22 protein-coding genes and 3 pseudogenes are annotated in these 26,951 nt (G+C 42.8%); 19 read left to right on the top strand and 6 right to left on the bottom strand.

Translation table 11 applies throughout. From position 1 onward, the window contains the following. Positions 1-98: 98 nt before the first annotated feature. The 6 genes and pseudogenes from L2703_RS17080 to L2703_RS17055 form a co-directional block, all read left to right on the top strand. A pseudogene (locus L2703_RS17080) lies at positions 99-212 on the top strand (AzlD domain-containing protein); the annotation flags it as partial. A gap of 92 nt (positions 213-304) precedes the next feature. Further along, positions 305-1,699 (top strand): UDP-N-acetylmuramate:L-alanyl-gamma-D-glutamyl-meso-diaminopimelate ligase, encoded by a 1,395-nt coding sequence (mpl, locus tag L2703_RS17075; protein ID WP_248972271.1) that lies wholly within the window; start codon positions 305-307, stop codon positions 1,697-1,699. 25 nt (positions 1,700-1,724) lie between these two features. Further along, positions 1,725-2,384: a flavin prenyltransferase UbiX gene (locus L2703_RS17070; RefSeq protein ID WP_238106258.1), complete on the top strand. Its 660-nt coding sequence runs from the start codon at positions 1,725-1,727 to the stop codon at positions 2,382-2,384. A gap of 7 nt (positions 2,385-2,391) precedes the next feature. Then, on the top strand, positions 2,392-2,922 hold the full coding sequence (gene hpt / locus L2703_RS17065; protein WP_248972270.1) for a hypoxanthine phosphoribosyltransferase: 531 nt from the start codon (positions 2,392-2,394) through the stop codon (positions 2,920-2,922). Positions 2,923-3,069: 147 nt separating this feature from the next. Continuing rightward, positions 3,070-4,005 carry an ABC transporter ATP-binding protein gene (locus L2703_RS17060; RefSeq protein ID WP_248972269.1) on the top strand — a complete coding sequence of 312 codons (936 nt, stop codon included), beginning with the start codon at positions 3,070-3,072 and terminating at the stop codon, positions 4,003-4,005. Continuing rightward, positions 4,005-4,775 (top strand): ABC transporter permease, encoded by a 771-nt coding sequence (locus L2703_RS17055; RefSeq protein ID WP_238106261.1) that lies wholly within the window; start codon positions 4,005-4,007, stop codon positions 4,773-4,775. Before L2703_RS17060 ends, L2703_RS17055 begins: the two co-directional genes overlap by 1 nt. A gap of 114 nt (positions 4,776-4,889) precedes the next feature. Here L2703_RS17055 and L2703_RS17050 read toward each other — a convergent pair whose 3' ends face one another. Next, a complete protein-coding gene (locus tag L2703_RS17050; protein ID WP_248972268.1) occupies positions 4,890-5,849 on the bottom strand; it encodes an integron integrase in 960 nt (319 codons plus the stop codon). A 440-nt stretch (positions 5,850-6,289) separates the two neighbouring features. After that, positions 6,290-6,490: a hypothetical protein gene (locus tag L2703_RS17045; RefSeq protein WP_248972267.1), complete on the bottom strand. Its 201-nt coding sequence runs from the start codon at positions 6,488-6,490 to the stop codon at positions 6,290-6,292. A gap of 98 nt (positions 6,491-6,588) precedes the next feature. On the opposite strand from L2703_RS17045, the gene L2703_RS17040 reads away from it, so the two are divergent. The 6 genes and pseudogenes from L2703_RS17040 (at position 6,589) to L2703_RS17015 (ending at position 12,137) form a co-directional block, all read left to right on the top strand. Beyond that, positions 6,589-7,581, top strand: coding sequence for a hypothetical protein (locus tag L2703_RS17040; RefSeq protein WP_248972266.1), 993 nt, complete (start codon positions 6,589-6,591; stop codon positions 7,579-7,581). Between the two features lie 535 nt (positions 7,582-8,116). Beyond that, entirely contained in the window at positions 8,117-8,731 is a 615-nt protein-coding gene (locus L2703_RS17035) for an FMN-binding negative transcriptional regulator (RefSeq protein WP_248972265.1), read from the top strand. Positions 8,732-9,335: 604 nt separating this feature from the next. Further along, a complete protein-coding gene (locus tag L2703_RS17030) occupies positions 9,336-9,596 on the top strand; it encodes a hypothetical protein (RefSeq protein WP_248972264.1) in 261 nt (86 codons plus the stop codon). A gap of 111 nt (positions 9,597-9,707) precedes the next feature. After that, positions 9,708-10,802 (top strand): annotated as a pseudogene (locus L2703_RS17025) (transposase). A gap of 252 nt (positions 10,803-11,054) precedes the next feature. Next, a complete protein-coding gene (locus tag L2703_RS17020; RefSeq protein WP_248972263.1) occupies positions 11,055-11,411 on the top strand; it encodes a hypothetical protein in 357 nt (118 codons plus the stop codon). A gap of 66 nt (positions 11,412-11,477) precedes the next feature. Further along, on the top strand, positions 11,478-12,137 hold the full coding sequence (locus L2703_RS17015; RefSeq protein ID WP_248972262.1) for a YoaK family protein: 660 nt from the start codon (positions 11,478-11,480) through the stop codon (positions 12,135-12,137). A gap of 644 nt (positions 12,138-12,781) precedes the next feature. Here L2703_RS17015 and L2703_RS17010 read toward each other — a convergent pair. Further along, positions 12,782-13,273, bottom strand: a complete 492-nt coding sequence (locus L2703_RS17010; protein WP_248972261.1) for a DUF1097 domain-containing protein — start codon at positions 13,271-13,273, stop codon at positions 12,782-12,784. A 769-nt stretch (positions 13,274-14,042) separates the two neighbouring features. On the opposite strand from L2703_RS17010, the gene L2703_RS17005 reads away from it, so the two are divergent. Then, positions 14,043-15,122: a GGDEF domain-containing protein gene (locus tag L2703_RS17005; protein WP_248972260.1), complete on the top strand. Its 1,080-nt coding sequence runs from the start codon at positions 14,043-14,045 to the stop codon at positions 15,120-15,122. A gap of 30 nt (positions 15,123-15,152) precedes the next feature. Here the strand turns inward: L2703_RS17005 and L2703_RS17000 are convergent, their stop codons facing one another. Further along, complete coding sequence (locus L2703_RS17000; RefSeq protein ID WP_248972259.1) at positions 15,153-15,965, bottom strand: hypothetical protein; 813 nt, start codon at positions 15,963-15,965, stop codon at positions 15,153-15,155. A 150-nt stretch (positions 15,966-16,115) separates the two neighbouring features. On the opposite strand from L2703_RS17000, the pseudogene L2703_RS16995 reads away from it, so the two are divergent. Continuing rightward, a pseudogene (locus tag L2703_RS16995) lies at positions 16,116-16,334 on the top strand (hypothetical protein). Between the two features lie 2 nt (positions 16,335-16,336). Here the strand turns inward: L2703_RS16995 and L2703_RS16990 are convergent. Next, a complete protein-coding gene (locus L2703_RS16990; RefSeq protein ID WP_248972258.1) occupies positions 16,337-16,705 on the bottom strand; it encodes a hypothetical protein in 369 nt (122 codons plus the stop codon). A gap of 464 nt (positions 16,706-17,169) precedes the next feature. Between L2703_RS16990 and L2703_RS16985 the strand changes: the two genes are divergently transcribed. Further along, complete coding sequence (locus tag L2703_RS16985) at positions 17,170-18,036, top strand: pirin family protein (RefSeq protein WP_248972257.1); 867 nt, start codon at positions 17,170-17,172, stop codon at positions 18,034-18,036. A gap of 195 nt (positions 18,037-18,231) precedes the next feature. Next, positions 18,232-19,635 carry an ATP-dependent RNA helicase DbpA gene (gene dbpA, locus L2703_RS16980; protein ID WP_248972256.1) on the top strand — a complete coding sequence of 468 codons (1,404 nt, stop codon included), beginning with the start codon at positions 18,232-18,234 and terminating at the stop codon, positions 19,633-19,635. A 107-nt stretch (positions 19,636-19,742) separates the two neighbouring features. Here the strand turns inward: dbpA and L2703_RS16975 are convergent, their stop codons facing one another. Continuing rightward, positions 19,743-21,248 (bottom strand): DEAD/DEAH box helicase, encoded by a 1,506-nt coding sequence (locus tag L2703_RS16975; protein ID WP_248972255.1) that lies wholly within the window; start codon positions 21,246-21,248, stop codon positions 19,743-19,745. 772 nt (positions 21,249-22,020) lie between these two features. Between L2703_RS16975 and L2703_RS16970 the strand changes: the two genes are divergently transcribed. From L2703_RS16970 to cydC, 3 genes are all read left to right on the top strand, one after another. Further along, complete coding sequence (locus L2703_RS16970) at positions 22,021-23,094, top strand: DUF3626 domain-containing protein (RefSeq protein ID WP_248972254.1); 1,074 nt, start codon at positions 22,021-22,023, stop codon at positions 23,092-23,094. 145 nt (positions 23,095-23,239) lie between these two features. Further along, the gene (gene cydD / locus L2703_RS16965) at positions 23,240-25,018 is read left to right on the top strand and encodes a heme ABC transporter permease/ATP-binding protein CydD (RefSeq protein WP_248972253.1); all 1,779 of its coding nucleotides are present in this window, start codon (positions 23,240-23,242) and stop codon (positions 25,016-25,018) included. Beyond that, entirely contained in the window at positions 25,018-26,802 is a 1,785-nt protein-coding gene (gene cydC, locus L2703_RS16960) for a heme ABC transporter ATP-binding protein/permease CydC (protein WP_428848669.1), read from the top strand. The genes cydD and cydC overlap by 1 nt, the downstream gene beginning before the upstream one ends. Positions 26,803-26,951: the final 149 nt, after the last annotated feature.

Here is a 26,951-nt window from a genome sequence, read left to right as displayed (position 1 = left end):
CAAGGCGAATTGACGCGTCAATAGCTAGCCTATTGTAAGTCGATTCAACGCAGTGAGCAGGGCAAAGGACTGTTTGAAAGGCATTTATTATCCCGAGCTCAGGTTACTTAACCTGTGCGCTGGTGGCTACGGTGTTGGCTTATGTTACCCGCAATACCCTGCTTACTACCGTACTCAGTATGGGGCTATTTTTCTTTTTATATTCGCCCTAATGCTATTGATGATTCTCAATAATTGTTAACTGACATTCACTGGCGCAATAGATTAGAATAAGCGCCATATAATGGATCAGTAGAGTGAAATCATGCACGTACACATTTTAGGGATTTGCGGCACTTTTATGGGCGGATTAGCCTTACTTGCCCGCGCAATGGGCCATAAAGTGACCGGCAGCGATGCTAACGTTTACCCACCGATGAGCACTCAGCTTGAGCAACAAGGTATTGAGTTAATTCAAGGTTTTGACCCAATCCAATTGGGCAAAGAAGGTGAGAACCAACCCGACCTCGTGGTGATTGGTAATGCTATGAGCCGTGGTAATCCTTGTGTAGAAGCGGTGTTAAATCGCGGCATGAAATACACGTCTGGGCCGCAATTCTTATCTGAATATATTTTACCTAACAGATGGGTGTTGGCGGTGTCGGGCACCCATGGCAAAACCTCGACCTCAAGCATGCTTGCCTGGATTTTGGAATACTGCGGTTACGAACCAGGGTTTTTAATTGGCGGTGTACCGCAAAACTTTGGCGTATCGGCCCGCCTAGGCAACTCACCGTTTTTTGTGGTTGAAGCCGACGAATACGACAGCGCTTTTTTTGATAAACGTTCTAAGTTTGTGCATTACCACCCGCGCACTTTGGTGATCAATAATTTAGAGTTTGATCATGCCGATATTTTTGCCGATCTGGCAGCCATTCAACGTCAATTTAATCATGTTATTCGTACCGTACCGAGCGAGGGAAAAGTGATTTGGCCACGCGACGTTGATGCGGTTAAACAAGTGATTGATATGGGCTGCTGGAGCGAGCAAGAAACCTATTCTAAACAGCCTACAACAACTGAACCGAGTGGCTGGTTTGCACGTACCATTGCTGACGATGGTCACGAGTTTGAAGTGCTATTTAATGGTGAGTCCCAAGGCATATTACATTGGGCACTCATTGGCCAGCATAATATTGAAAACGCCATCATGGCGATTGCCGCAGCACGCCATGTGGGTGTAGCACCTGGCCATGCTATTGAGGCATTAGCGCAATTTAGCCCGCCAAAACGTCGTTTAGAATTACTCGATACGGTTAACGGTGTAGCAGTGTATGACGATTTTGCTCACCATCCCACAGCGATTGCCACCACCTTACAGGGTTTACGTGCCAAAGTGGGTGTGGATGCCAATGGCGCAGGGAAGATTATTGTCGTGCTTGAGCCGCGCTCAAATACCATGAAAAGCGGTGTGCATAAAGACACTCTTGCCAATTCAATGGCACTGGCAGACGTGGCTTATTTGTATCAGGCAGACAATATCGGTTGGGACATAAACGCCAGCATGACCAATGCCCCCATTCCAGTGACTGTATATCACAGCATTGAAGACATTATTACTAACGTAGCCAATACCGCCCAAGCAGGCGACACCGTGGTGATTATGAGTAATGGTGGCTTTAATGGTATACATCAAAAAATCATTAAGGCTTTAGCATAATGGCTACAGCTCTAGAGGATACAAGATGGCCTACGCCAAAAAAGCCAAAGCAATAAGTCTTGCCTGGACCGGTGCCTCGGGCGCGCCGTATGGTATTAAGCTACTTGAATGCTTGTTGGCTAATGACTACCAAGTGTTTTTAATGATTTCGAGTGCCGCAAGAGTGGTATTGGCCACCGAACATGGTTTACAGCTCAGTGCCAACCCAGACAAAGCTAAAGCACAATTGCTTGAACAGCTTGATAACCCCGATGCCCCACTTAACGGTGAGCTAGTGGTATTGGGTAAAGATGAGTGGTTTTCGCCGCCCGCGTCGGGCAGTGCAGCACCTAAACAAATGGTGATTTGCCCATGCTCAACCGGTACGTTAGCGGCAGTGGCAACAGGTATGAGCAATAATTTGCTCGAAAGAGCAGCAGACGTGGTATTAAAAGAGCGAGGGCAATTAATTCTTGTTCCGCGAGAAACTCCGTTTAGCGCCATACACTTAGAGCATATGCTAAGCCTTACTCGTCATGGCGCCACCATAATGCCAGCCGCACCAGGCTTTTATCATAATCCCCAATCGGTAGAAGATCTGGTAAACTTCATGGTTTCCCGAATCCTCGACCATTTGGGGATTGAGCACGACTTAACGAGTCGCTGGGGATACGGACACACCCAGCCAAACGACATCGACAATTGAGATATTTATGAAGCACACAATTGAAATGATGATTTCTGAACAAGAAATCAATAAAACGTTAGACCAGCTAGCTGAGCGTATTAATCCACATTATGCCAACAGCGAGCGCTTATTAATGGTTGGCCTGTTAAAAGGCTCTGTCGTGTTTATGGCCGATTTGTGTCGTCGTATTAAAGGTCATGTCGAAATCGATTTTATGTCTGTGTCTAGCTACGGTAATAGCATGAACAGCTCACGCGATGTTAAAGTGCTTAAAGACGTACAGTCTGACATTGCAGGCCGCGATGTGCTGATTGTTGAAGACCTTATCGACTCAGGCAACACCTTAAATAAAGTACGCGAAATGCTACTGCTGCGTGACCCAAAAAGCTTAGCGCTATGCACCTTACTCGACAAACCAGAGCGCCGCGAAGTTGAGGTGCCAGTCGACTTTATCGGTATTACTATTCCTGATGAGTTTATTGTGGGCTACGGAATTGACTACGCAGAGCAGTATCGTAACTTGCCTTACATCGCTAAAGTGGTGCCATTAGATTAACACAACCACTGGTATAGACTCCCGCTATAGGCGGGAGTTTTGTTTTAAGTGTCTACAGATTTTTGCGTCCTTTTCATTTTTATAATGTCTTTAGCAGTACGTAATAATAAGTGTTTAATACGCAATTCATGGATTAGAGGTATGACAATGAGTAACACCAACAATGCATTGGTGATCGAAAACCTTAAAAAAACCTATAAAGGCGGCGTGCAAGCGGTTAAATCGATCAGTTTAACGGTAAAGCAGGGCGACTTTTTTGCCCTGCTTGGCCCTAATGGCGCAGGCAAGTCGACCACCATCGGCATTATTAGCTCGTTAGTGCAAAAAACCTCTGGCTCGGTATCGGTATTTGGTTTTGACATTGATAAACAGCTTGAACAAGCCAAATTATGCATCGGGCTAGTGCCGCAAGAGTTTAACTTTAACCAGTTTGAAACGGTACAACAGATTGTGGTTAACCAGGCAGGGTATTACGGTGTGCCTAAAGATGTGGCATTGCAACGCGCCGAAAAATATTTAACCCAACTTGATTTATGGCAAAAACGTCACGCCCAAGCTCGTGAGTTATCGGGCGGTATGAAACGCCGTTTAATGATAGCCCGCGCATTAATGCACGAGCCCAAACTGCTTATTTTAGATGAACCGACCGCAGGGGTAGACATTGAGCTGCGCCGTTCAATGTGGGACTTTTTAAAACAAATCAATCAACAGGGCGTGACCATTATTTTAACCACTCACTACCTTGAAGAAGCCGAAATGCTGTGCCGCACCATTGGTATCATTGACACCGGTTTGCTGGTGGAATGTACCACCATGAAAGCCCTGCTCAGCAAGCTTGATGTCGAAACCTTTATATTGGATTTACGCCACGACCTAGAGACAGCGCCGCAATTGGCTAATATGAATTGCCGCTTAACAGACAGCCATACGCTAGAAGTAGACGTGGCAAAATCGCACAATATGAATGACCTATTTGCTCAATTGAGCGCGGCTCACATTGAGGTGTTATCAATGCGCAACAAAGCCAATCGCCTAGAAGAGTTGTTTGTAGAACTGGTCGAAAAAGCCAAGGAGTCAAAATAATGAATCACCTGTATTTTGTGGCTTTTAAAAGCATTTTAACCAAAGAAATTAATCGCTTTACCCGTATTTGGGTACAAACCTTAGTGCCGCCAGCCATTACCATGACCTTGTATTTTCTTATTTTTGGTAATTTAGTCGGCAGCCGTATTGGGGAAATGGGCGGCGTAAGCTACATGGAGTTTATTGCCCCAGGTTTAATCATGATGTCAGTTATCACCAACTCATATTCTAATGTGGCATCGTCGTTTTACAGCGCCAAGTTTCAACGCAACATTGAAGAAATCATGGTCGCGCCAGTACCGCATTACGTGTTAATTGCCGGTTATGTTGGTGGCGGTGTCGCCCGTGGTTTGTGTGTGGGTTTAATTGTAACTGTTGTGGCCATGCTGTTTGTGAACATCACTCTGCACCATGTCGGCTTAGTCATACTTACGGTATTTTTAACCTCAGTGCTGTTTTCGCTAGGCGGGTTAATCAACGCGGTATTTGCCAAAAGTTTTGACGACATTAGCATTATCCCAACGTTTATTTTGACACCGCTAACTTATTTAGGCGGGGTATTTTACTCGTTATCGTTATTACCAGACTTTTGGCAAGGCGTATCGGGGTTAAATCCTGTGGTGTATATGATCAACGTATTCCGTTACGGTTTTTTAGGTTTTGCCGATCTTAGCGTGCCGTTATCTATCGCTATTATGGTGGGCTTTTGTGCCAGCTTATGGTTTGTGGCTTATTATCTTATATCTCGCGGGATTGGTTTGCGAAGTTAATACATATCAAGCACAAAAAGCATTGATAAAGGGCTCGCAAGGGCCTTTTTTGTGGGTGGTGTTTAGAAAATATTTACCTTGTAGGCTTATTCATAGGCGGGCTAATGATCTCTTTTAACTGTAATCCATTGGGCTTTGTACGCCTGTTTGGTGTAAACCTGCAACATGAGTATAGATTTGAGTTGTTTTTACATCATTATGGCCAAGCAATTCCTGCACGGTTCTTATATCATGACCACGCCTCAGTAAGTTTGTTGCAAAAGAATGCCTGAAAGTATGGGCGGTAATGCGTTTAGTGATATCGGTTTTCTGAACTGCTTTTTTTAATGCTTTTCGAAAGGTTGTTGGGTCAATATGATGTCTGCATATATAATCATTAACAGGATGTGACACACAGTGAATCGAAGGGAAAAGATATTGCCAATGTAATTGTTTGGCGCTTGTGCCAAACTTTTTGAGTAAGCTAGGAGGTAAAGAAGCCATCCCTAATCCCTGAGACAAATCGTTAGCATGAGTTTCTCGTACGTGGCAGATCTGCTGCTGTATGGGGTCAATGGTCATTTTAGGTAAAATACAAACTCTATCTTTTTTACCTTTACCTCTAAATACAAAAAGAGTTCGATTGTCAAAATCGATATCCTTAAGCCGAATACTTAAAGCTTCAGTTAATCTTAACCCCGCGCCATATAATAAACAGCCAATCAGTTGGTATTTACCGTGTAATTGGTCAATAACTTGTTTGGCCTCTACATCATTTAAAACCTGCGGAATTCGAGTCGGCGCTTTTGCATACGGGAACTGCAAATTGTCGGTATCGATGGCGAGTACATGTTTAAACGCAAAAACAAGGGCGCAAAGGGCTTGCTGTTGTGTGCTGCTGGAAACACGCCGTTCGTTTGCTAAAAAACATAAAAACTGTTCAATGTGTGTAGGTAAAATTTGTTTTGCAGCAGTAAATTTAAAATATCTTATAAAATAACGGTTCCAATAAAGGTATGATTTTTCAGTTTGATAACTGTAATGCCTCACTCGAATTTGTTGTCGAATCGCTTCGATATATCCCGATCCCGCCATCACTTCCCCCTTTACGCCACCTAAACTGTATATCTATACAGTTATAATGGGTTTTGGCGTGTTTTCAAGCGGGTTGGCTAATAAGTAAACCAAAGTAGTATGAAAAATAACCCATACATTCTTTAACAGTATGAAATAAATATGTTTTAATTTTATTTTTAATATTGAGTCCACTTTTAACGCGCAAGCCCGTTTTTATTTGTAAATGAAGTCAAATAAAACTGCTTTACAACAATAAGATAGTAAATGTAGGATGTTAGTAATCAATAAGTTAAAGGGCCGACATTATCGGGCAAGCCCTTCAATAAGCGTTATACACAAAAAGTAACCTCAAGGAATATTAATCATGGAAATAAAATACCCACAATCAATAATTGACCTTATAAATACTCACCTAAGAAATCACCCTAGCTTCGAAGATGGAATGAAAATTACAAGTGTTAAGCAAATACATAATTCATTTGTCGTCCACGGAGACCTTCAGTACGAAGCATGTACTCTTCCTCAGAAAGACATTCAATACATTTATGCTGAAGTAGTTCAGGATTTTCAGTCTTAACTTGCTCTACTAGTGATTGTGGTAGGGTGACAATTGTTGAATCTTCACCCTGCTCTATATTAAAAATATAAAAATTGGTCATACTTCTACTCCCTCTTAAATTAAAATGTGTATAACAAGCCCTAACATAGGGCAAGTTCCTTGCCTCTGTAGGAGGCGTTATGCCGCTCAAAGGATGTTATGAAACCGAGTATTAAAAGCAAAATCCCACTAGCGTTTTTAACCCTTATATCGATTTGGTGGGGGTATTATTACGCATCATCAAACGCTCTCAACGAATACGGAAACGCGAAACATGAGTGGCTGTTTATGCTTGACGCTCTCTTGGTGCTTCCAATCTTGTGCTTCCTTTGCGAATCAGATAAACAAAAAGCGTTATTGAAAGCGGCCATTTTATGTTGCACCTCTGTATACATTGGAAGCTTTATCATTCCCGAACAAAACAAAATTATTTTCCATTTTCTCGAAAGTGGTCGTTATTTTGTGTTGGCCATTATTCTTGTTTTAGAGCTTTCAGCACTGGTTACAGTATGCTTAGCCGTTCGCGCTTCGCTTGCGAAAAAAGAAGATCCAGATTTAGCGGTCGCTAATCCTATCGAAAAAGTTTTTGGCTCCTCTTTGTTCAGCTCAATCCTTTCACTCGAAGGACGCGTTTGGAGCTTTGCACTTTTTGCGTCCCAAATACAAAGTAGCGCTTATCGCGGCAATCAGCATTTTTACTACGATAAAAAGGATGGCGCTCACAGTAACCTTTTAGGTTTTATTCTACTTATCGTTATCGAAATTCCTCTCGTTCATCTGCTCCTTCACTTTTTATGGTCAAGTACTGCAGCAAACATTGCAACGGGACTTACTTTGTTTGGGTTGGTATTTTTCTTTGCAGAATACAAAGCCGTCGGCAAGCGGCCTGTTTCAATTCATGGGAATAATTTAATCATTCGCTACGGGGTGTATGCGCCCTTTACAATTCCACTGAGCAATGTTTCAGAAATATGCCCAAACAATGCGTTTGTGAAACGCTCAAGCAACGTCAAACGATTCAACTATTCTGGTGTTCCAAATGTTGCAATAAAACTCTGTTCGCCTATAAACGGAAAAACGGACGTGTATTTAGGTGTAAACTCACCGGACAACTTTATCAACAGTGTAAAACATGCAAAAAACGCGGCATAACAAGGCGCTTAACTCGCTCCCTTTGGTCACTGGGACACAAACACGCGGCGGCTTCGCCATTCTCGCCGCACGTCTGTGCCCGTTAGCTTAGCGTTAGGCGTCATTTACTTACAGCATTAAAAAGTAGGCTCATCCGTGACATTACACCATCAAGGCTGTTTCGCTAGGTTGTCTTTGCAGCTTACTTTTTCGGTAGTTTCAACGGCTTTAGCAACGCGCTTTTCATCAACATAGTAACGCCAACATTCAGCACCGCTTGCTGTCTAAACTCGTTCTTTTATCCAGCATTTCCGTTAACATCTGGCTTTTCGCCCAGGGTTGTTTTATCTTAATTCCAATAATTTAAACACGCGGTCTATTTGGCTAGTGGTAGCAGCAAAGCTGCGTACTTTCAGTTGTACGCCTAACAAAACGCTGTTGGCACTCCCTTCGGTCGCTGGGACGCTAACACGTGGGCTGACTCACTTCGTTCGGATTTTAGCCCACGTGCTAGCGCCCCAAAGCTTAGCGTTAACTGCTATCGCGATAGAGAATTATGTATATACCCAAGAATCTTGAAGTAAAAGACCCATTAATAATCAGCGAGCTAATTGCTGAAAATGGCTTTGGAACTCTCATTAGTGCTGATCTTACTGCAACGCACTTGCCACTTATTTATGAACCGAATGATGAAGGGTTTGGTTTGTTATTTGGTCATTTTGCAAAATCAAATCTGCACTGGCAAATCGCTGAGAATCAGAGGGTGCTCGTCATTTTCCAAGGGCCACATGCCTATATTTCTCCAAGTTGGTATGTAACTAAACCAGCGGTTCCCACTTGGAATTATTCGGCTGTTCATTGTTATGGTTACCTCACTATCCTTGATGACAATGAAAATCAGCAGGCTATGGCTGACCTAATTGTTAAATATGAACCTGAGCTGCTAAATAATCCTGAAATTATGCCTGCTGATTATCAGTTAAAGCTTCGTAACGGTGTTGTCGGTTTTAAAATTGTTATCGACGAAATACAAGCAAAGGAAAAATTGGGGCAACATCGTAAACTAGAAGATCAAAAGGGCGTATTTGCAGGTTTGCAAAAATCTACAGATTTAAACGCTGTCGGTTTGTGTGCTTACATGGAAAAGCGTAATGTTGGTAAAGGCAGTTAACAAACCGCGTCATTCAGGGCCTTCGGCCCTTGCGACGCTCACAAGTTCGCGCGCATGCGCGGGGCGTTATAAGCCACAGGGAATTTGAGTTTGGCAATATTATTTATAAGCTTATTTATTTGTACATTTTTATGGATTGAACTTCATTACTATGTAATCAGTCGGTACGGAAACAGAGCGGCACTCGTTTTGTCGTTAGTAGGGTTGCTTTTGGGATTTCTCTACTCATATTTTTCCTCATCATCAATGTACGCGCGAGAGACAAAGCAAATAGCCCTCATAAGCTTCAGCGTAATAGTATTTGTAGTTCCAATTATCGTATGTCATTTTTTAACGTGGCTTACGCAAAGAAATAGTGCCAATACACGTCATGTGATTTCTGCTTTCTTAGCATTTATTAATTGTTTTTTATGGCCATTTTTTGCTTTGGTTACCGGTTGTTATGTGCAACTAGATTGTATTTAATACGGCTTATAACAAACGCATTAACCACTCGCTGCGCTCGCTGGGGACAAAAACACGTAGGCTCCCTCGCTTCGCTCGTAATTGTAGCCTACGTATTTTTGCCCGTTATGCGGGCGTTATATGTACATGGAGGTTTTAAATGTCATTAATTTCTAAACTGGGCAAAGGCCTTAAAGGCGCAATGAACGCTGTTAATTCTGATGAGTATCAAATTAATGGTGTAAAGGCTAAATGTATTCACTGCGGTCATAGTCATTTCGAATTGGGAAGTGCTCAATTAAATACTGCTGGTATGACTTTTCTCAATTTAGATTGGGCAAATGACAGTGCATCATTGTTATCATGTAAGGGGTGCAGTTTCATAATGTGGTTTGCGGAAGAACCAAAGAAATTGATTTAACAAAGTACATATAACAAGTGAATAAGAAAATAACATGGCCACCCATTCCAGCTGGCTAAATATTCAACACCGAACTAGGCTTTATTTACCCTTTCCAAATGGTACTTGAAGATGGCCAGACCAAGACAGACAATCGTTAGCCTGGAAGATACGCCTGCTCTTGTAAATAGAAAGTTACCACTGCTGTTCTCGTGTGGTGCGTAAGGCATTCTTGTGCGGAATTGATAATTCAACAGGTGAGAACTTTGAGCATCGGCGTGAATGGGTTGATTCACGCATTCTTGAGTTAGCGACCATCTTTGCCATCGACATTTGTGCTTATGCATTCTTTGTAATGAACAGGGAGTAATCACTTACATGTGGTGTTAAAGGTTGATGCTGACAAAGCGAAGCAGTGGTCAGATAAAGAAGTGCTCATTCAATGGCACAAGGGCTTTAAAGGTACGTTACTCACGCACAAATACCTTAAAGAGGAAGACCTTAACCAGTTTGAACTTCAAACGGTTAATGAATGCATTACTGAATACCGTAAACGCTTAATTGATATCAGTTGGTTTATGCGCTCACTCAGTGAGCCTATAGCCAGAATGGCCAATAAAGAAGATAAGTGCACAGGCCGATTCTATTCGCTGCCATCCATGGCGCTCACCCTTCGGGCCAGCTAAAGCTGTTCAAATTGATTCCCAATAAATTTGTGGGAAGGACGTTTCAAATCTCAAGCACTACTCGATGAAGCTGCAGTATTAGCCTGTATGGCCTATGTAGATTACTCTTTATTTAATAGAAAGTCCTATCCGCGCCAAGATGGCCACAACCCCTGAAACCTCAGATTACACCAGTATTCAACGTCGAATAAATTCAGCAATGAAAGGTGAGCAACCACGAGAGCTGTTACCGTTTGTGGGAAATGAAAGGCTCAATATGCCTAACGGACTCATGTTCAGCGTTAAAGATTACATTGTACTGGTTGAAGATACCGGTCGAATTATTCGAGAAGATAAGCGTGGTGCCATTAGCTCAAGCAGTCAGGACATACTGAATAGGCTAAACATCCCCGCAGAGAATTGGCTTAAAATCACTACAGAGTTTGGTGCATTATTTAAAGGTGCAGTCGGAGCGCTACCTGCCTTAACTGAATATTGTGAGCATTTAGAGCGAAAACGACGACAAGGCGCGGCAAATTGTCAGCGCTGGCTGTGCGCTTAAGTCATCATCCCCAATCAAATTAAAATTTTTCTAACACTTGATAGCTATCAAGTTTTTCTGCTGTGCTAAATTTCTTAGATGACACATAAATCACTCATTTAACGATTATATTTTAGTCATATCGATAAAAATTGATGAGCTGTTTACATCGTTCGTAACCCTCGCCAAAGCCATGAAAACGAGTTATGTTATTTGTTCAAAAAATGGGTGGCTTAATTTTAACACGACACCCAAGATTGTTGGTGGGAAGCTATGGATAGAGTTCAATTTATAGGCGTTGAAGATGAAGAGCAGGACTTGGTATTGTCATTTGCGTTGGATGATGATGAGTGCGGCGTGAAAAGTCTCATTCTTCAAAGAACGCCAGCCTTAGAGGTGCTATTGTCAGAGTATGAGCGGGGCGTACAGGTTTCAATGGAAGGTGATGAATACCTGGAAAATAACTTGCTCAAGGAAATTGCAATAAAAGAAGAAATCGTTGTTATTTCCGCGTTACAAAGGTCTTATAAATTGAGCATTTCCCATGTTGAAAATGAAGAGTTGGAAGAAATGCTAAAGTTTATCGACAAACTCAACTTCGATTCGAGTTTCAAGGTTAACATTGCATAACAAATTGCTACACTCCGCAGTGGTCGCCGGTGAGCAAAGCGTTAGCTGTATTGGAGAGTCCGAGTATTGATTTCACAATTACCAAAATGGGTAGAGCTTGGAGCGTTCGTATTAGCCTTAATTGCAGGCTTTGTTAACGCCATCGGTCTTCTTGGTTTTCAGCATCAATCTGTATCACATCTATCTGGCACCGCAACTTTACTCGGCACAGAGGTTCTGACTTACTCATTCCAAAAGATCTTTCATTTAATTGGTATTTTATTTTCTTTTTTACTGGGAGCTTGTACTGCAGGTTATTTAGTACATGGTTCAACTTTAAAACTTGGTAGGCACTACGATACAGCACTATTTATTGAGTCAATTTTATTGCTTATATCTGCATTCTTTTTAATTTCAAGTTCATATTATGGGCATTTTTTCGCATCAGCAGCCTGCGGCCTTCAAAATGCGCTAGCAACAACATATAGTGGCGCAATCATTCGAACAACTCATGTGACCGGCATATTCACTGATTTAGGTATAATGTTTGGTGCTATCTTAAGAGGTGAGGCACTTGATAAGCGCAAGCTAAAGCTATTCCTTTTTATCATTTCAGGTTTTGTATTTGGCGGTACAGTAGGTGCATTTTTTTATTCTAAGTATCAATTTTCAGCATTATTTGTCCCAGCAACTTTATGTTTTCTTATGTCAGGCTTTTATCGTGCACATTCAAAAAAACACAGCTAACACATATGAGCCTTCTGCCAGTCAATAGGCGATCTTGATTGTTAAGATAAGGTATTTGACTACTTTGGCTGTCAACTACCTTTAGTGTCCAAGATGGTCAATCAACAAATTCATCTACTTCGTCTGTCATTTAGCTGTCAAATCATCGCGCTTTTAGTCGCTACAGCATGCAAACGCATATTTAGTACGATTTCTAAAAAAAGAGTGCTGCCTGACGTTTGTTATTCCTGTAAATATCATATCACTTAGACTCAATGGATTGAGTTGGTAGAGCGACGCAGGAGGCCAAAGCCGAGACATGTGTGGCTTTTTTCAAGGTCATATCTGGCTGAGTTTTTATAGTGAGTTTTGTTTTAGCCAAGAAACATTTTTAGCCATATAAAAAAAGCCGATATGTTCATCGGCTTAGGTAATATAACCTCAACTCTGGATAAGAGATGTATTGATAACGATATAAATCAATAGATTGACTAAAATCCACTGTCAAGCTTGTGATTTGTTTTGCTAACAAGGCGAATTAACGCGTCAATAGCTAGCCTATTGCAAGTTAATTCAACGCAGTGAGGAAGGCAAAGGACTGCTTGAAAGGCGTTTGTTATCCAGAGCTGAGGTTAATATAGGCAATTTGTGCTCTAAAGTAGTGGTTACATTTCTTTCACGGCATCATCTTTTATCGATGCTGCTGTTTTGTCTGTGAAGTAAATGAGCAGGCTGGTTAGTAAGCTCATGCTGTAACCAAGTACTGCGCCTATCATTAATGGTGGGATAATCGCGGCGAGATCTGCGTTAAGTGCAAATGTGATACAGCAGCCAATAAAGGTGCCAGGAATAAACGCAAAGTTTTTATTACTGGCTTGCAGACACATAAAGGCCGTTACAATGCCGGTTAGCGCATAACTTATGATTGGCGATCCTAGTGTGCTACTGCCTGCAATAATTAACCATCCCCAGAATACACCTGAAAGGTTTGTCGTCATTGCCATGAGCATCCCTTTTACACCTGTATTTGTTTGAGCAAAAAAAGTGCTACAGCCCAAAAAACCAACCCAGGTGACAAGATGAAGAACATCCGCAAGACCTGCCCAAACCGACGCTAATAAGCCTGCAGAAATTGCAATTTGCCAACGATGTGCCATAGCGGCCTCTCAATATCAAAAAAATAGAACTCTGAGTTTTAAATTTAACACAATAACGCATGTAGATGCAGTTTTGTTTTATAAAAAGCGATCCGGTTCGCAAATAATCGTAATCGCTAATGATACCAATTAAGATAACTAAGTGATCGGAAATCACCTTGAAAATATCGATATAACAAGGCATAAATTGCAGCAAAGTCGTTGTTCTACCACAAAATGTCTAACGAAGTGATAAGTGATGTTAACCAGTCAGCATGATCGCATTTTTTGTGCTGATTGGTATTAATGATAAGTGCACGGTTTAAGGGCTTTATCGCTATTTTCCCCGAAAATTTGGTGTTTAATGTTACTTTTTAGCACTGCTAAAGTGGGTTATTTAGCGCTAAGTGAATAATAGGCTGGGCCGCATTAGCGCATTTGTGCGTATCTCTAATTTGTGCGCTTTTATGGTTGGTGGTTTGTGTGTATCTATGGCCTGTTGAGTTTTGACTCTTTTTTTGCTGAGCGTAGCTTGCCATGATTGAAACCGCTGAATAACCCTAAGCTGGTGTAAAGCGTTAACTTTGGGGGATAAAAAGGATTGAGTACACTCAACATCATCAATAAAAGTGATGATTTTTAGCGTGTTTAGATAACATTGAACAAGTTATCTAGCGTGTTTGAACACTCTATACTAGTCTTTGGTTATCATATAAAACTTATTTAAATCATGGTCATCTTCTATTTTGCTAATTAGGACGCTGTGACTTAATACAGGAAAACTAAATTAATGATCATCCCAAATTTATGGGCAACGGAACTTGAGTATCGTCGAACCGTATTAAAGGCGGTGTTAATTGTAATCATTATTGCGGGCGGTATTTTTGTTGTTAATAACTGGTTCAATGGTCACCAAGTGTATGCAATAGTTGAGTTGGCCGTCGTTTTTTTGTGTATTGGTATACTCGCTATTCATAAACGCACAACCCATTTAACCCTGTGGTGCTGTATTTTTTTATTTGCCCTGTATACGGTCATTCTTATTGGTATTTATAGCGCCTCGTTCAATTCGGGTTTGTTTACTTGGCTGTTTATTGTGCCTGTTTTGTCATATCTGCTGCTTGGTATTAGGCTTGGGACCATTTATACCTGTGTGTATATGCTGACAGGTATTGCGATTTTGATGTATGCCTTGATATACAATATTGCCAAGATTTACCCTATCACTATTGCCAATATTGTGTTGTGTTTGGCCGCGATTTGGGCGTTATCTTTTAGTTACGAATATAAACGCGCAGAGGCGGTAGAGCGCTTACAAAAAATAGCGTCGCTTGACCCATTAACAGGTTTAAATAATCGCTTATTGTTAGATTCTATCTTTGAAAAGTTATGTGAAGGGTTGCTGGAGCTGAATCAGTCTGTGTCGGTATTATTGATTGACCTTGACCATTTTAAACGGGTTAATGATCAGTACGGTCATGATGTGGGTGATAAAGTCCTTGTTGAGGTGTCGCGTATTCTTAACCAAGTCCGTCGTAAAAGCGACTGGGCTTTTCGTTTAGGCGGTGAGGAATTTTGTGTATTAGTGCCAAATACCAGTGCGCAGCAGGCCGAAGACATTGCCGAACGATTACGTCACTTGATTAGCGAGGTTGTAGTTGTTGATGGATGTCATATCAGTCTGAGCATCAGTGTCGGAGTGTCTCGATGGCCTGAGGACGGCGATCGTTTTTCACACATTTATAAAACGGCGGATGCTCGTTTATATCAAGCTAAGTTGACGGGCCGAAATAAAGTGGTAACCGCGGCAGGTGAGCAAGCTATTGTCGCAGATGATGCCGTTGTGGCCAAACTTAGCGGTTCATCATAAGTGAGTCGCTAAGATACTGTTTATATAGTTTTATGGCTCAGTGATATGTGCCTTGTTAACTTGACTCATTCTGTTATTGATGGCTTCAGTGAGCTGCTGTTTTTGTTTATCTTCTCCACAAAACTCGGCAAACCCTAATCCCCACCCATGGGGATTAACTTGCGTTGCCAAGTTGACTACTCTGTAACAATAATCGCCTTGTTTCACAATTCTATTTGGGTCTAATTTATGGTTCAACGTATGAGGCTGGCTAGTATCTAGTTGGGGTGTTAACTCAATAAAGTCTAATGGTGCATCCATTTCGCTCATTGTTCCTATAGGCATATTTTTTAATGCGGTTTGCTCGCCAATGAGCTGTTCAAACTGTTGATTGTCATGTTGTCGCATATATTGACTGGTAGCTTGAAGAACAGAGGTTGCCGTATTGATTGCGTGGCTAGAGGTATCGTGTTTACTCTCTTTTTTGAGTGTGGACGCTTTGGGTTTGTTATTAGGCGTTAAGGTATGGGGAGCGCTTGTTAATAATGGCGCTTTGTCGACCTCTGCTGGGGTTTGGGGGGGGATGGGGTTAGGCGGTGGTAGTTGTTTTGGTGGCTCGTGATTGCGCTGCATTAATTGATATTGCTGCGAGGTAATGAGGTAACTTTTTATTGCGGTATGCTTAACCTGCGGCGGCTGTAAGGCCATTCGTTGTTTGCTGTCTTTTTGCCAAAACCACCCTATAAGCACAATAAGAATGCTATGCATGACTAGCGCATATAATAATGACCTAGCTAAATACTGTTGAGCGTGATGGTCAATCTGCCTGTTTGTGCCTTCTTTACTTGTTTTAATGCCAGTCATTTAGCGTCAATATCGTTTTAATTTCCCTTGTCACCTTTGATTGTTAATAGAAAGTAAAGTTCCTTTGCTAACACATTGCACCTAGGGTCTGTTGATCTTTGCTGGTTGAATTTTGTTCGAGTTAAAAACGTTTTAATCGAGGCGAATGGATTGAAGCCTAGCCACCTAAGCAAAATCTATTCAACAAAGAGTAAAACGTTTTTAGCCTAACCCTGTGGGCAGCGTTTGTTGGTCATTTTTACTGCGTTATCGACTTTTTATGTAGAATAACTACACTTCAAAGTCTCTGCCTTGTATAAAAGACCAACAATTTTCTGCAAAAATAACCTTGAAAGATCAACAGACCCTATAACGGTGCGTTGTTTTTAACGCTACGGGGTTGCTAACGGCTTAACGGTTAACCGCTCTTGGCTAGATAAGCGAATTTGTATGCCATCTATAGTGGTTATGCGTTGCTCTTTAATGTCTTTTTTGCGCACCTGATAACTCGCCGTCATGGCTTCAATGGGAGATGAAATAGTCACTTGAACCACAGTGTTATCGTCATACCAACTCCAGCACCAATAACCGGCCGTTACCAGCATTGAAAGTGCAATTGTAGAATAAATAACGACCTTGCTTCTTAAGGGCGGCTGTTCCCTGTTATCGTTAGCTAGGGGGACTTTTTTGCCTCGTCCACGTCGTAAATACACTACAGCGCCAATAACAATGAACAAGGTAATAAAAATTTTGGTTAGCACATTTTTACCCTACTATGGTGAGTTAACTGATTAACCTCAACTCTGGATAAGAGATGTATTGATAACGATATAAATCAATAGATTGACTAAAATCCACTGTCAAGCTTGTGATTTGTTTTGCTAACAAGGCGAATTAACGCGTCAATAGCTAGCCTATTGCAAGTTAATTCAACGCAGTGAGGAAGGCAAAGGACTGCTTGAAAGGCGTTTGTTATCCAGAGCTGAGGTTGATTATACGGTTTTTGTTGTTGTTTACTGTTACCTGGTACACACCATTAGCGCAATAAACCGATATTGTCTTTCATGTTTGCCATCGCCTGCATCTTGATAAGCCCTTCAATTCAACGTTCTTGTGGCGTCAACTTATCGATTTAATCGAAAGAAAATAGCACTATTATGCAATATTTATCCAATTAGCTGACTGCTAAACTGTCACTATTATTTGATTGTTCATTGGGTTTTATATGAAAGTGTTACAGCGTTTTAGTGCGTTGCCTGCAATGGACGGTGATGGGGTCAACATTAACCGTGTAAGCGATTTTAAACAGTTACGTTTTGATCCTTATTTAATGATTGATGAGATCAAATCTGACGATGAGCAAGACTTTATTGGTGGTTTTCCACCACATCCTCATCGTGGTGTTGAAACCTTTACCTATATCCGTAAAGGTGGCTTTGAGCATCGCGATCAAATGGGCAATGTTAAAGCCATACGTGCTGGTGATGTACAGTGGATGAGTACTGGACGCGGAGTGGTGCATTCTGAAATGCCACTCGCGGATGCAAAAGAAGGACTGCATGGCTTTCAAATTTGGCTCAATATGCCAGCTAAAGACAAAATGCGTGCACCGATTTATCAAGACAGTTGCGATAAAGCAAACCCTAAAATAGTCAATGAGCATGGTGCTACACTGCATGCGCTGGCGGGCAGTTGGGGCTTTAATCACAACCCAGATGAAATAACCGCAACCATTGAAAAACTCGCAGGTAACGGAGCAATTGCTGATGTATCGTTAGCGCCAGATGGTCATGGTATTGTTAACCTTGAGCGCTTTCACACCGTGTGTGTATATCTTTATCAAGGTGAGCTGCATTATGTTGACGCTCAAGGTTTGCGTGAGTCTGCAGGTGCGGGGCAATTGTTGGTACTAGATGCACTTGAACTGTGCCATTTTCAGACAGAATCAAATGGCGCTGGTTTGTTGATTTTAGCCGGTAATCCTATCAATGAGTCTATTGTGCAAATGGGGCCTTTTGTGATGAATACTCAAGCCGAAATAGACCAAGCCGTGCGAGATTATCAGCAAGGGCTTTTTGGCCAGATTGAATAGCTAACTAATCGTAAAATATCCCTGTTTGAGCGAAAGAATTGTCAGCCAAAGCTGAAGAAAATTGCTACAATAGCGCGTATATGGCCAAGGACAATTTGATGTGCAGAGTCACTGCGCACAGATGAATCACCTTGGCTAATTTGTTTGTGCAGCATTTGCGTGCTTTTTAGCTTTCGATATCAGAGGATATTCGCCTTGAGTCAGTCTACCGAACCTGCCGTTAATACGGCTTTTGCATCACTTAATTTAAAAACTGAATTGCTTGAAAACCTACAAACCATGGGTTTTGAATCGATGACTCAAATCCAGGCTGAAAGCTTACCGCCTATTTTGGCCGGTGAAGACGTAATTGGCCAAGCAAAAACGGGTTCAGGTAAAACGGCAGCGTTTGGCTTAGGTTTACTCAATAAGCTTGATGTAAAGCGCTTTCGTATTCAAACCATGGTGTTATGCCCAACGCGTGAACTTGCTGACCAAGTTGCTGAAGAAATTCGTACACTGGCTCGCGGCATCCACAATATCAAGGTATTAACCTTATGCGGTGGGGTACCCATGGGGCCACAAGTCGGCTCACTTGAGCATGGCGCGCATATTATTGTTGGTACCCCTGGGCGTATTGTTGATCATTTAGATCGTAACCGCTTAGATTTAAGCAATATGAACATGCTGATTTTAGACGAAGCCGATCGCATGTTAGAGATGGGCTTTCAGCAGCATATTGACCAAATTATTGCTGCCGCGCCGCGTGAGCGCCAAACTCTTTTATTTAGCGCGACATTCCCTGAGCAAATCAAATCGATTGCTGATCAAATAATGTATAACCCAGTGATGGTAAAAGTTGAACAAAAGCATGACAACTTAACCATTGAACAACACTTTTACCGAGTTGATGACAACAAAGCGCGTCTTGAGGCGTTGCGATTGTTATTGCTTGATAAGCAACCGCGAAGTTCGGTGGTGTTTTGTAATACTAAGCGCGAAACCCAGCAAGTGGCCGACACTTTAGCCGAGTTTGGTTTTAGTGTGCTGGCATTGCATGGTGATTTAGAGCAGCGCGATCGCGATCAAATGCTGCTGCAATTTGCTAACCGCAGTGCGCGTATTTTGGTGGCAACCGATGTGGCGGCACGTGGTTTAGACATTGATGAATTAGATGCGGTATTTAACTACCACATTGCTTACGATACCGAGGTGCATATTCACCGTATTGGCCGTACTGGTCGTGCGGGTAGCTCGGGCGCTGCTTACACGTTTATTGGTGAAGATGACGGTTACAAAATGGCCATGATTGAAGAAGCCATGGGTAAAGATATTGTGAGTGAAACCTTACCGCCAATGAGTGCCTTGAACAAGCAACCACAAGCGGCTGAGATGATCACCATTCAAATCGATGCTGGTAAAAAACAAAAAATTCGCCCAGGCGATATTGTGGGCGCATTAACTGGCGATAACGGTTTAGATTTTAATGATATTGGTAAAATCAAAGTCACTGAGTTCCGTGCTTATGTTGCCGTAACTAGCAAGGTGTCGAAGCAAGCGCTTAATAAACTCAATAAAGGTAAGTTAAAAGGGCGTAATTACCGAGCTTGGTTTATGTAATCGTAAGTGATGTTTAAACAAAAAAACCGCTGAATACTGTTCAGCGGTTTTTTTATGGGTTAAGCAACTGTTTGCTATTTGAGCAAATAGAATGGTGTCGCTTAACTTTAGCTTTTTACTTTGGCATTGGCGTATGGGTTTGTGCTGCCTTTTGACGCGGCTCCCGTGCCAGTGCTTTTGTTTGTCGAGGCGACATTGGTTGCACTGCCTGTGCCACTGCGACGTGGTGGGCGGTTACGCTGTGGCGGTTTATTACCATTAGCAATTGCTTGCGCTCTGTTGTCCGGCGCTTTTGCTTTGTTAGCGCCTTGTGGCTGGCCATCTTTGCTACGTGCTTGCTGACGCGAGTCATATTGACGCGCAGGCTTATCACCTTGTGCAGTATTGGCGTGTTGTGCATGCTTGCTGCGGTTGGGGTTGGGCTTTTTAACACTATTGGCCTTATGCCCGCCTGAACGGCTGCTGGCTTCAGGGATAGTGAATGGCGCTTCAAAACCGGCAAGTTGCTTACGTTCAATGGTGCGCTTAATTAATCTTTCAATATCGTGCAGTAATTTCACTTCTTCAAGGCCAACTAACGATACCGCTTGACCCGTTGCACCGGCTCGCCCAGTACGACCAATACGATGAACATAATCTTCAGGTACGTTTGGTAGGTCAAAGTTAACCACAAATGGCAGTTGGTCGATGTCGATACCGCGGGCAGCAATATCTGTTGCTACCATCACTTGCACAGTGCCAGCTTTAAAGTCAGCTAACGCTTTAGTACGGGCTGTTTGGCTTTTATTACCATGAATAGCGGCGGCTTTAATGTTGGCGGCTTCTAAACTTTTAGCTAAACGGTTGGCGCCATGTTTAGTGCGTGAAAACACCAATACTTGCTTCCAGTCATTGGTTTTAATCAATTCGATTAATGCCATAGACTTACGGGTTTTGTCTAATGGGTATACGCATTGAGTAACCGTATTGGCGGTGGCATTACGTGGCGTAACCGAAATCTCAATCGGGTTGTTAACTAATCCCTTGGCGAGTTCGCGAATGTCGTCAGAGAAGGTTGCCGAAAACATCAAGTTTTGACGTTTAGGTGGCAGTAAAGCTAATACTTTTTTAATATCGCGAATAAAACCCATGTCTAACATGCGGTCGGCTTCGTCTAACACTAAAATCTCTAATTTGCTAAAACTAATCGCTTTTTGTTGGCATAAGTCGAGCAGGCGTCCTGGGGTTGCCACTAAAATATCTACGCCATTACGCAGTGCGGCAAGTTGCGGAACAATCGATACACCACCAAACACCACCGCTGACTTTAACGGCAAGTTAACACCATAGGTGGCTACACTTTCTTGTACCTGAGCGGCCAGTTCACGTGTTGGTGTTAATACTAATGCGCGTACTTGACCACGTTGAGCGCGGCTGCCCTTTGACAATAATTCTAGGATTGGCAGGGTAAAACCTGCGGTTTTTCCTGTGCCGGTTTGCGCTGCTGCCATGACATCTTGTCCGGCTAATACTGCAGGAATGGCTTGTGCTTGAATTGGAGATGGGGTGTCATAACCTTGTTTTTCAACTGCTTTTAAAATCGCAGCATTCAGACCAAGTGAGGCAAAACTCATAGAAAAATCTCTTTGGGCAACACATTGTTGCTTTGAATGAAAGGTAGCCAGAAACGGCGGCCGTGAAGCTTACCTGAAAACCGCTATAAGTGCTATTAAACAATCATATTTTGCACAATACCCAATCTACCTGAAGATGCACAGTACAGAACCGCTCATTACGTTCAGTTCGAGGCGAAAAGTCGACGTAATGGCATTCCCTTTCTAGGCTTTTCAACAAAGAAATGGGCGTAATGAGCGGTTCCCAAAGGGCGAGTTTGATTGGCTTTTATACTTTGTTGCTGATTATCAACGTAGAACAACTATGTATCAAATCAGCGCCGCGCCTAAAAGCCAATCAATTCTCGCTGAACGCGTATCTTCAGGTTGATTGGGTATAACAACCTTGTGTTGTGCTTTTTTAAGCACTCAGATAGGTGAGCGAGTTGATAATATAACCTCAACTCTGGATAAGAGATGTATTGATAACGATATAAATCAATAGATTGACTAAAATCCACTGTCAAGCTTGTGATTTGTTTTGCTAACAAGGCGAATTAACGCGTCAATAGCTAGCCTATTGCAAGTTAATTCAACGCAGTGAGGAAGGCAAAGGACTGCTTGAAAGGCGTTTGTTATCCAGAGCTGAGGTTAATATAGTGAGTTAGAATGAAATAGTGTTAATCTTGAGGCCTCGATCAGTGCTAAAACTCAACTTATTACATACAATAAAATGACAACCTACATTCAGCAACTTAGCTGAGGTTATTGAACGTTAAGGTATTACCCACTGATGAAGTTAACGGCACTATCACATATCGAGAAATCGGCCTATGAGCAGCGAGAGCATGCTCATGCTGTGATCAAAAATGTGCTGTTAATGTCAAACATTTCTACCCTTGAGTTGCAGTTGGCCATGCGTCAACTATCTAGTCACAGCCGAGTGGCGTTGCATTTTCATCCCGACCGAATTGACAATCGTGGCTTGAGTGTTATTGATGGTTTATTGCGCGATGGAGTGTATAAAAGCCAATTTGAAACCCATGTGTCTAATGGGCATTTATCGCCTGAGCTTGGCGGCTCGCGCGATCATTGGGAAAATCAATTATTTGGTAATAGCTATTCTGGTATTAAGCATCGGCCTAAATACGGTGCGCTGGATTTTGGTTTATGCCCGTTAGGGCCCGCGCCGCGCTTTGGCAGTTGCTATTTTATCACTCACTCGCAAATATTATCTCGTTGTACCTTTAGTTATATGGACTCGTATCGTTTACCTAAAGAAAAGGGCACCATTAAATGTTTTGATGCGATTCTCGCCGCATTAATGAGTGAAAGTTTTGAGCGCCAGTATGCCCTAGGTTGTGCGGGCCTTAAACCGAGTAAGTTAATTTCTCACTTTAGCCAGCACTTAACCGATCCGGTGACGTCGCGTTTTGACAGCAAAACAAGTGGTAATTTAGATCATTACATTGAAGCGCAAATCCATGGTGATGTGTCGTTAGATAAAGACATTGCAATGTTAGTGGCCGATCCCTCTTTTAATGGCAGCAAGATTGGCGATTCTTTAATGGCACTTTGTGATGAATACGACATTGAACTGCATTGGCACAATGGCAGGCAAATGCACATCGCTGACGTGCCAGATGATTTTAGAGGCCCGGTGATGCCCGCTTTAGCAAAAAGCATCGCTGAAGATGAAATCCTTAATGCAGACATTATTGGCCGGGCGGCATATCAACTGCAAAAACAACCCACCTCTTGGAGCGAACGAGGTGCACATACTAAAAAGCTGCAAGATTTAAAATTGCTATGGCATGTGCTGGTTAAATACGGTCATACCCCCTCGAATGAACCTTACCTGTTGTAGTTTCAGCTTGATTTAAGCTTTAACTAAGAGTCTATTAGCAAAATGTGAATCAGTTAACATTTACACTGTTTAAGGTGTTATCACACGCCCAGTGCTGCGATACTGCAGAGCAAATTTAGGGTGTCAAGAATCACTGCGGAGCGTTATGGATAAGTCGTTAGAAAAATCATTAACTCAGTGGCTAAAAAGTCAGCAGGTTGCTTGTGGTGTTTTTCTTAAATTATCAATTTTATTTGGGTTACTTAATGGCGTTGCCATTATTGGGCAGGCTTATTGTATTGCCCGTATTTTGCAGCAAGTGATTATGCAAAATATGCCCATGCAGGCCTCGAATATTGAATTTATCGCGCTTGCTGGTTTACTGCTATTGCGCGCGGCATTAGCACAAGTGCGTGAACGGGTGAGTTTTGAGGCAGCTAAACGTTTACGCAGTGATATTCGCCACGCGGTATTGAATAAACTGGTTGAGTTAGGGCCGGTGTTTATTAAGGGAAAACCTGCTGGTGCCTGGGCGAGTTTAGTGTTTGAACAGGTTGAAGATTTACACGACTATTACGCCAAATATGTGCCGCAAATGATGTTAGCCGGCTTTATCCCTTTGCTTATTTTAGTGTGTGTGTTTCCACTCAATTGGGCCGCTGGGATTATCTTATTAGCCACAGCGCCCTTAATCCCAATGTTTATGATTTTAGTGGGCATGGGCGCGGCCGACGCAAGCCGTAAAAATGTAAAGGCGTTAGCGCGTTTAAGTGGTCATTTTATGGACCGCTTAAAAGGCTTACAAACCGTTAAGCTATTTCACCGTGGTGACGCCGAACTTAGCAATATAGAAACGGCATCAGAAGATTTTCGTAGCCGTACTATGTCGGTGTTGCGCTTAGCGTTTTTAAGCTCTGCAGTGTTAGAGTTTTTTGCTGCAGTGTCGATTGCGGTGCTGGCGGTGTACTTTGGCTTTAGCTATTTAGACCATTTAGATTTTGGTCATTACGGTGTTGGCATTAGTTTATTTACTGGCATGTTTGTACTCATTTTAGCGCCCGAGTTTTTTCAGCCACTGCGTGATTTAGGCACCCATTACCATGCCAAAGCACAAGCTATTGGAGCTGCTGAAACCTTAGTTGAATTACTCGACTACCAGGTTGAAGGCCACAAAGCACCTGATAACAGCCAATTTAAAGTGCCATTTACCGCCGATGCCATCAGTATTGAAGCGGTTGACCTTGAGGTGTTTAGCCTTGAGGGGCAGCGCTTATTAGGGCCGATTTCATTTACACTTCCCGCAGGTGAACACTGGGCGATTGTTGGCCCAAGTGGTGCGGGTAAAACCAGTTTGCTCAATGCCTTACTCGGCTTTTTGCCTTATAAAGGCTGCCTTAATATTAATCAACTAGCCTTGTCGAGCATTGCATTAAGCGACTGGCGCCGCCATTTAGCTTGGCTTGGCCAAGGCCCACAGTTGTTTCATGGTACGGTGCGCGATAACGTTGCCCTAGCAAATCCGCAATTAACCGACCCTCAAATTATGGCGCTGCTTGAGCAAGCCAATATTAGCGATTTTGTTATTCAACATGCCCAAGGGCTAGACCTGATGATAAGCGATCAAAGTGCGGGGGTCTCTGTTGGGCAAGCCCAGCGCATAGCGTTAGCGCGTGCTTTAGCACAGCCGGCAAAATTGTTTTTACTCGATGAGCCGACTGCCAGTTTAGATGCACAAAGCGAACAATTTGTGTTGGCGTCACTGCAATCTGCCATGCAAGGAGCGAGTGGATTAACTGTTACCCATAGGTTAGACGATTTAAGTGCAATGGATAAGGTGTTGGTGATGGATAAAGGCCTTATTGTTCAGCAAGGTGAGGTGAGTGAGTTACTTGGCTGCGATGGCTTGTTAACGCAAATGCTTAATCAGCAGCAGGAGGTGTGCTAATGAATCACTCAACTGAGCAACCCTCACGTCAAACTGACTCGCCTCAAACTGCAGCACATACGATATCAACGCGTAGCACATCATTACGAGTATTAGTGCCATTTTTAGCCTTGTTTCGTCGCCAATGGTTAATGATGTTGGTCGGGTTAATATTAACCTTTACCACGTTACTGACTGGCATTGGGTTATTGTCATTATCGGGCTGGTTTTTATCGGCAGCGGCTGTGGCGGGCTTATCGGTTGCAACCGCGCAAGCGTTTAACTTTTTTACCCCGGCAGGCGGGGTGAGGTTTTTTTCTATTGCCCGCACTGCCAGTCGTTATGGTGAGCGTTTAGCCACCCACGAAGCCACATTTAAGCTGCTTACTCAATTGCGCGTATGGGCATGGCAAAAGTTGTTGCCGCTTAGTGCAGCGAATATTCAAGGCTTGCGTAAAGGGGATTTATTAAATCGCCTAGTTGCCGATATCGACACCTTAGATCATTTGTATTTACGCTTGCTGACACCTTTAGTGGCGTCATTCATGATGATTGCGTGCTTGTTTGCTTTTTTAGTCTGGTTTGATGTTGGCTTAGCCTTGAGTTTATGCAGTGTTTTATTGTTAACCTGGTGTGTGTTGCCTGTGGTGTTTTACCTACTTGGCAACGCACCTGGACGGGCATTGATTGATGCGAAACAGCAATACCGTGTGATGTTACTCGATGTCATACAGGGGCAGGCAGAGCTCAGTTTATTTGCGGCAAATAAACGTTATTTAGCTAAACTTGAGCAAGCCCAAATTAGGCTGTTTGATCAGCAAACTGCCATGGCTAATATTACTGGCTTAAGCCAGGCCATGTTGATTTTAGTCAATGGCAGTGCTGTGATACTGATGTTGTATTTAGCTAGCCAAGGCGTGGGGGATGCAACGCCGCCAGGACCGTTAATGGCGTTAATGGTATTTGCTACGATGGCCAGCCTTGAAATGATGATGCCCATAGCTGGTGCGTTTCAGCATTTGTCTAGCACCTTGCTCGCCGCGCAGCGCGTTACCGATATCACCGAGCAAACACCAGCGGTAACTTTTAACGAGCAAAGTACATTAAAAGCCAACACGGGTGCGCTAACATTACACAATGTGCATTTTGCTTATCAGCCGCAGGCACCCATTTTACAAGGGGTAAACTTAACTCTAGATGCCGGCGACAAGGTGGCAATACTGGGTGCAACTGGTTGTGGTAAGTCGAGCCTGCTAAGCCTGATCACGCGAGAGTGGGAGGCACAACAAGGCGATATAACCCTTGATGGTCATTCCCTTAGCAACTATAGCGAAGCCGAACTTCGGGCGTCGATAACCCTTGTTAGCCAACGGATTTATTTGTTGGCGGGTACCTTGCGTGAAAACTTGGCGCTGGCGTTACCTTATCAGGCAGGTGAACCCAAAAAAGCCCATGATGAGCGCTTTATTTCTGTTTTGCAGCAAGTCGGGCTTGAGGGATTGTTGCAAGGAGACAAACCGCTGGATATGTGGATAGGTGAGGGCGGCCGACAATTATCGGGTGGTGAGCAGCGCCGTATTGGGGTGGCCAGAGCGTTACTGCGCGATGCGCCATTGTTGCTACTTGACGAGCCTACCGAAGGGCTAGATAAGCGCACCGAGCGCGATATCCTTTCGCTGTTACTGAATTTTGCTGCCAACAAAACCTTATTGATGATTAGCCACCGAAGGACCGCTTTAGACAAAATGAATGCGGTTTATCGGTTAGAACAAGGCACGTTACAGCGCTTTTATATTGATCGTTAATCCTACCTAAAAACCCCGTCTACACTGAGGTTTATGCTTGTTTGCTGTATTAGATAATGGGCATAAATACTCAGAAATGTAACTACCTTTTTGATACAAAAATTACATGAGGCAATTTTGCTTTTAGCGATAGATTGATCTGTTTCACA

Source organism: Shewanella basaltis, from assembly GCF_023283885.1.
Taxonomy (GTDB): Bacteria; Pseudomonadota; Gammaproteobacteria; order Enterobacterales; family Shewanellaceae; genus Shewanella; species Shewanella basaltis.
Note: the sequence above shows the minus strand (reverse complement) of the source record. Positions and strands in the feature narration are given on the sequence as shown.

Excerpts from the sequence above, each read along its gene's own strand:
- L2703_RS17040 (WP_248972266.1), top strand. The coding sequence starts at position 6,589 with ATGAAACCGAGTATTAAAAGCAAAATCCCACTAGCGTTTTTAACCCTT.
- L2703_RS17055 (WP_238106261.1), top strand. The coding sequence starts at position 4,005 with ATGAATCACCTGTATTTTGTGGCTTTTAAAAGCATTTTAACCAAAGAA.
- L2703_RS16970 (WP_248972254.1), top strand. The coding sequence starts at position 22,021 with ATGAAGTTAACGGCACTATCACATATCGAGAAATCGGCCTATGAGCAG.
- L2703_RS17060 (WP_248972269.1), top strand. The coding sequence starts at position 3,070 with ATGAGTAACACCAACAATGCATTGGTGATCGAAAACCTTAAAAAAACC.
- cydD (WP_248972253.1), top strand. The coding sequence starts at position 23,240 with ATGGATAAGTCGTTAGAAAAATCATTAACTCAGTGGCTAAAAAGTCAG.
- hpt (WP_248972270.1), top strand. The coding sequence starts at position 2,392 with ATGAAGCACACAATTGAAATGATGATTTCTGAACAAGAAATCAATAAA.
- mpl (WP_248972271.1), top strand. The coding sequence starts at position 305 with ATGCACGTACACATTTTAGGGATTTGCGGCACTTTTATGGGCGGATTA.
- L2703_RS17020 (WP_248972263.1), top strand. The coding sequence starts at position 11,055 with ATGGATAGAGTTCAATTTATAGGCGTTGAAGATGAAGAGCAGGACTTG.
- L2703_RS17035 (WP_248972265.1), top strand. The coding sequence starts at position 8,117 with ATGTATATACCCAAGAATCTTGAAGTAAAAGACCCATTAATAATCAGC.
- L2703_RS17050 (WP_248972268.1), bottom strand. The coding sequence starts at position 5,849 with ATGGCGGGATCGGGATATATCGAAGCGATTCGACAACAAATTCGAGTG.
- L2703_RS17005 (WP_248972260.1), top strand. The coding sequence starts at position 14,043 with ATGATCATCCCAAATTTATGGGCAACGGAACTTGAGTATCGTCGAACC.
- L2703_RS16985 (WP_248972257.1), top strand. The coding sequence starts at position 17,170 with ATGAAAGTGTTACAGCGTTTTAGTGCGTTGCCTGCAATGGACGGTGAT.
- L2703_RS17030 (WP_248972264.1), top strand. The coding sequence starts at position 9,336 with ATGTCATTAATTTCTAAACTGGGCAAAGGCCTTAAAGGCGCAATGAAC.
- L2703_RS17010 (WP_248972261.1), bottom strand. The coding sequence starts at position 13,273 with ATGGCACATCGTTGGCAAATTGCAATTTCTGCAGGCTTATTAGCGTCG.
- L2703_RS16975 (WP_248972255.1), bottom strand. The coding sequence starts at position 21,248 with ATGAGTTTTGCCTCACTTGGTCTGAATGCTGCGATTTTAAAAGCAGTT.
- L2703_RS17070 (WP_238106258.1), top strand. The coding sequence starts at position 1,725 with ATGGCCTACGCCAAAAAAGCCAAAGCAATAAGTCTTGCCTGGACCGGT.
- cydC (WP_428848669.1), top strand. The coding sequence starts at position 25,018 with ATGAATCACTCAACTGAGCAACCCTCACGTCAAACTGACTCGCCTCAA.
- L2703_RS17045 (WP_248972267.1), bottom strand. The coding sequence starts at position 6,490 with ATGACCAATTTTTATATTTTTAATATAGAGCAGGGTGAAGATTCAACA.
- L2703_RS17000 (WP_248972259.1), bottom strand. The coding sequence starts at position 15,965 with ATGACTGGCATTAAAACAAGTAAAGAAGGCACAAACAGGCAGATTGAC.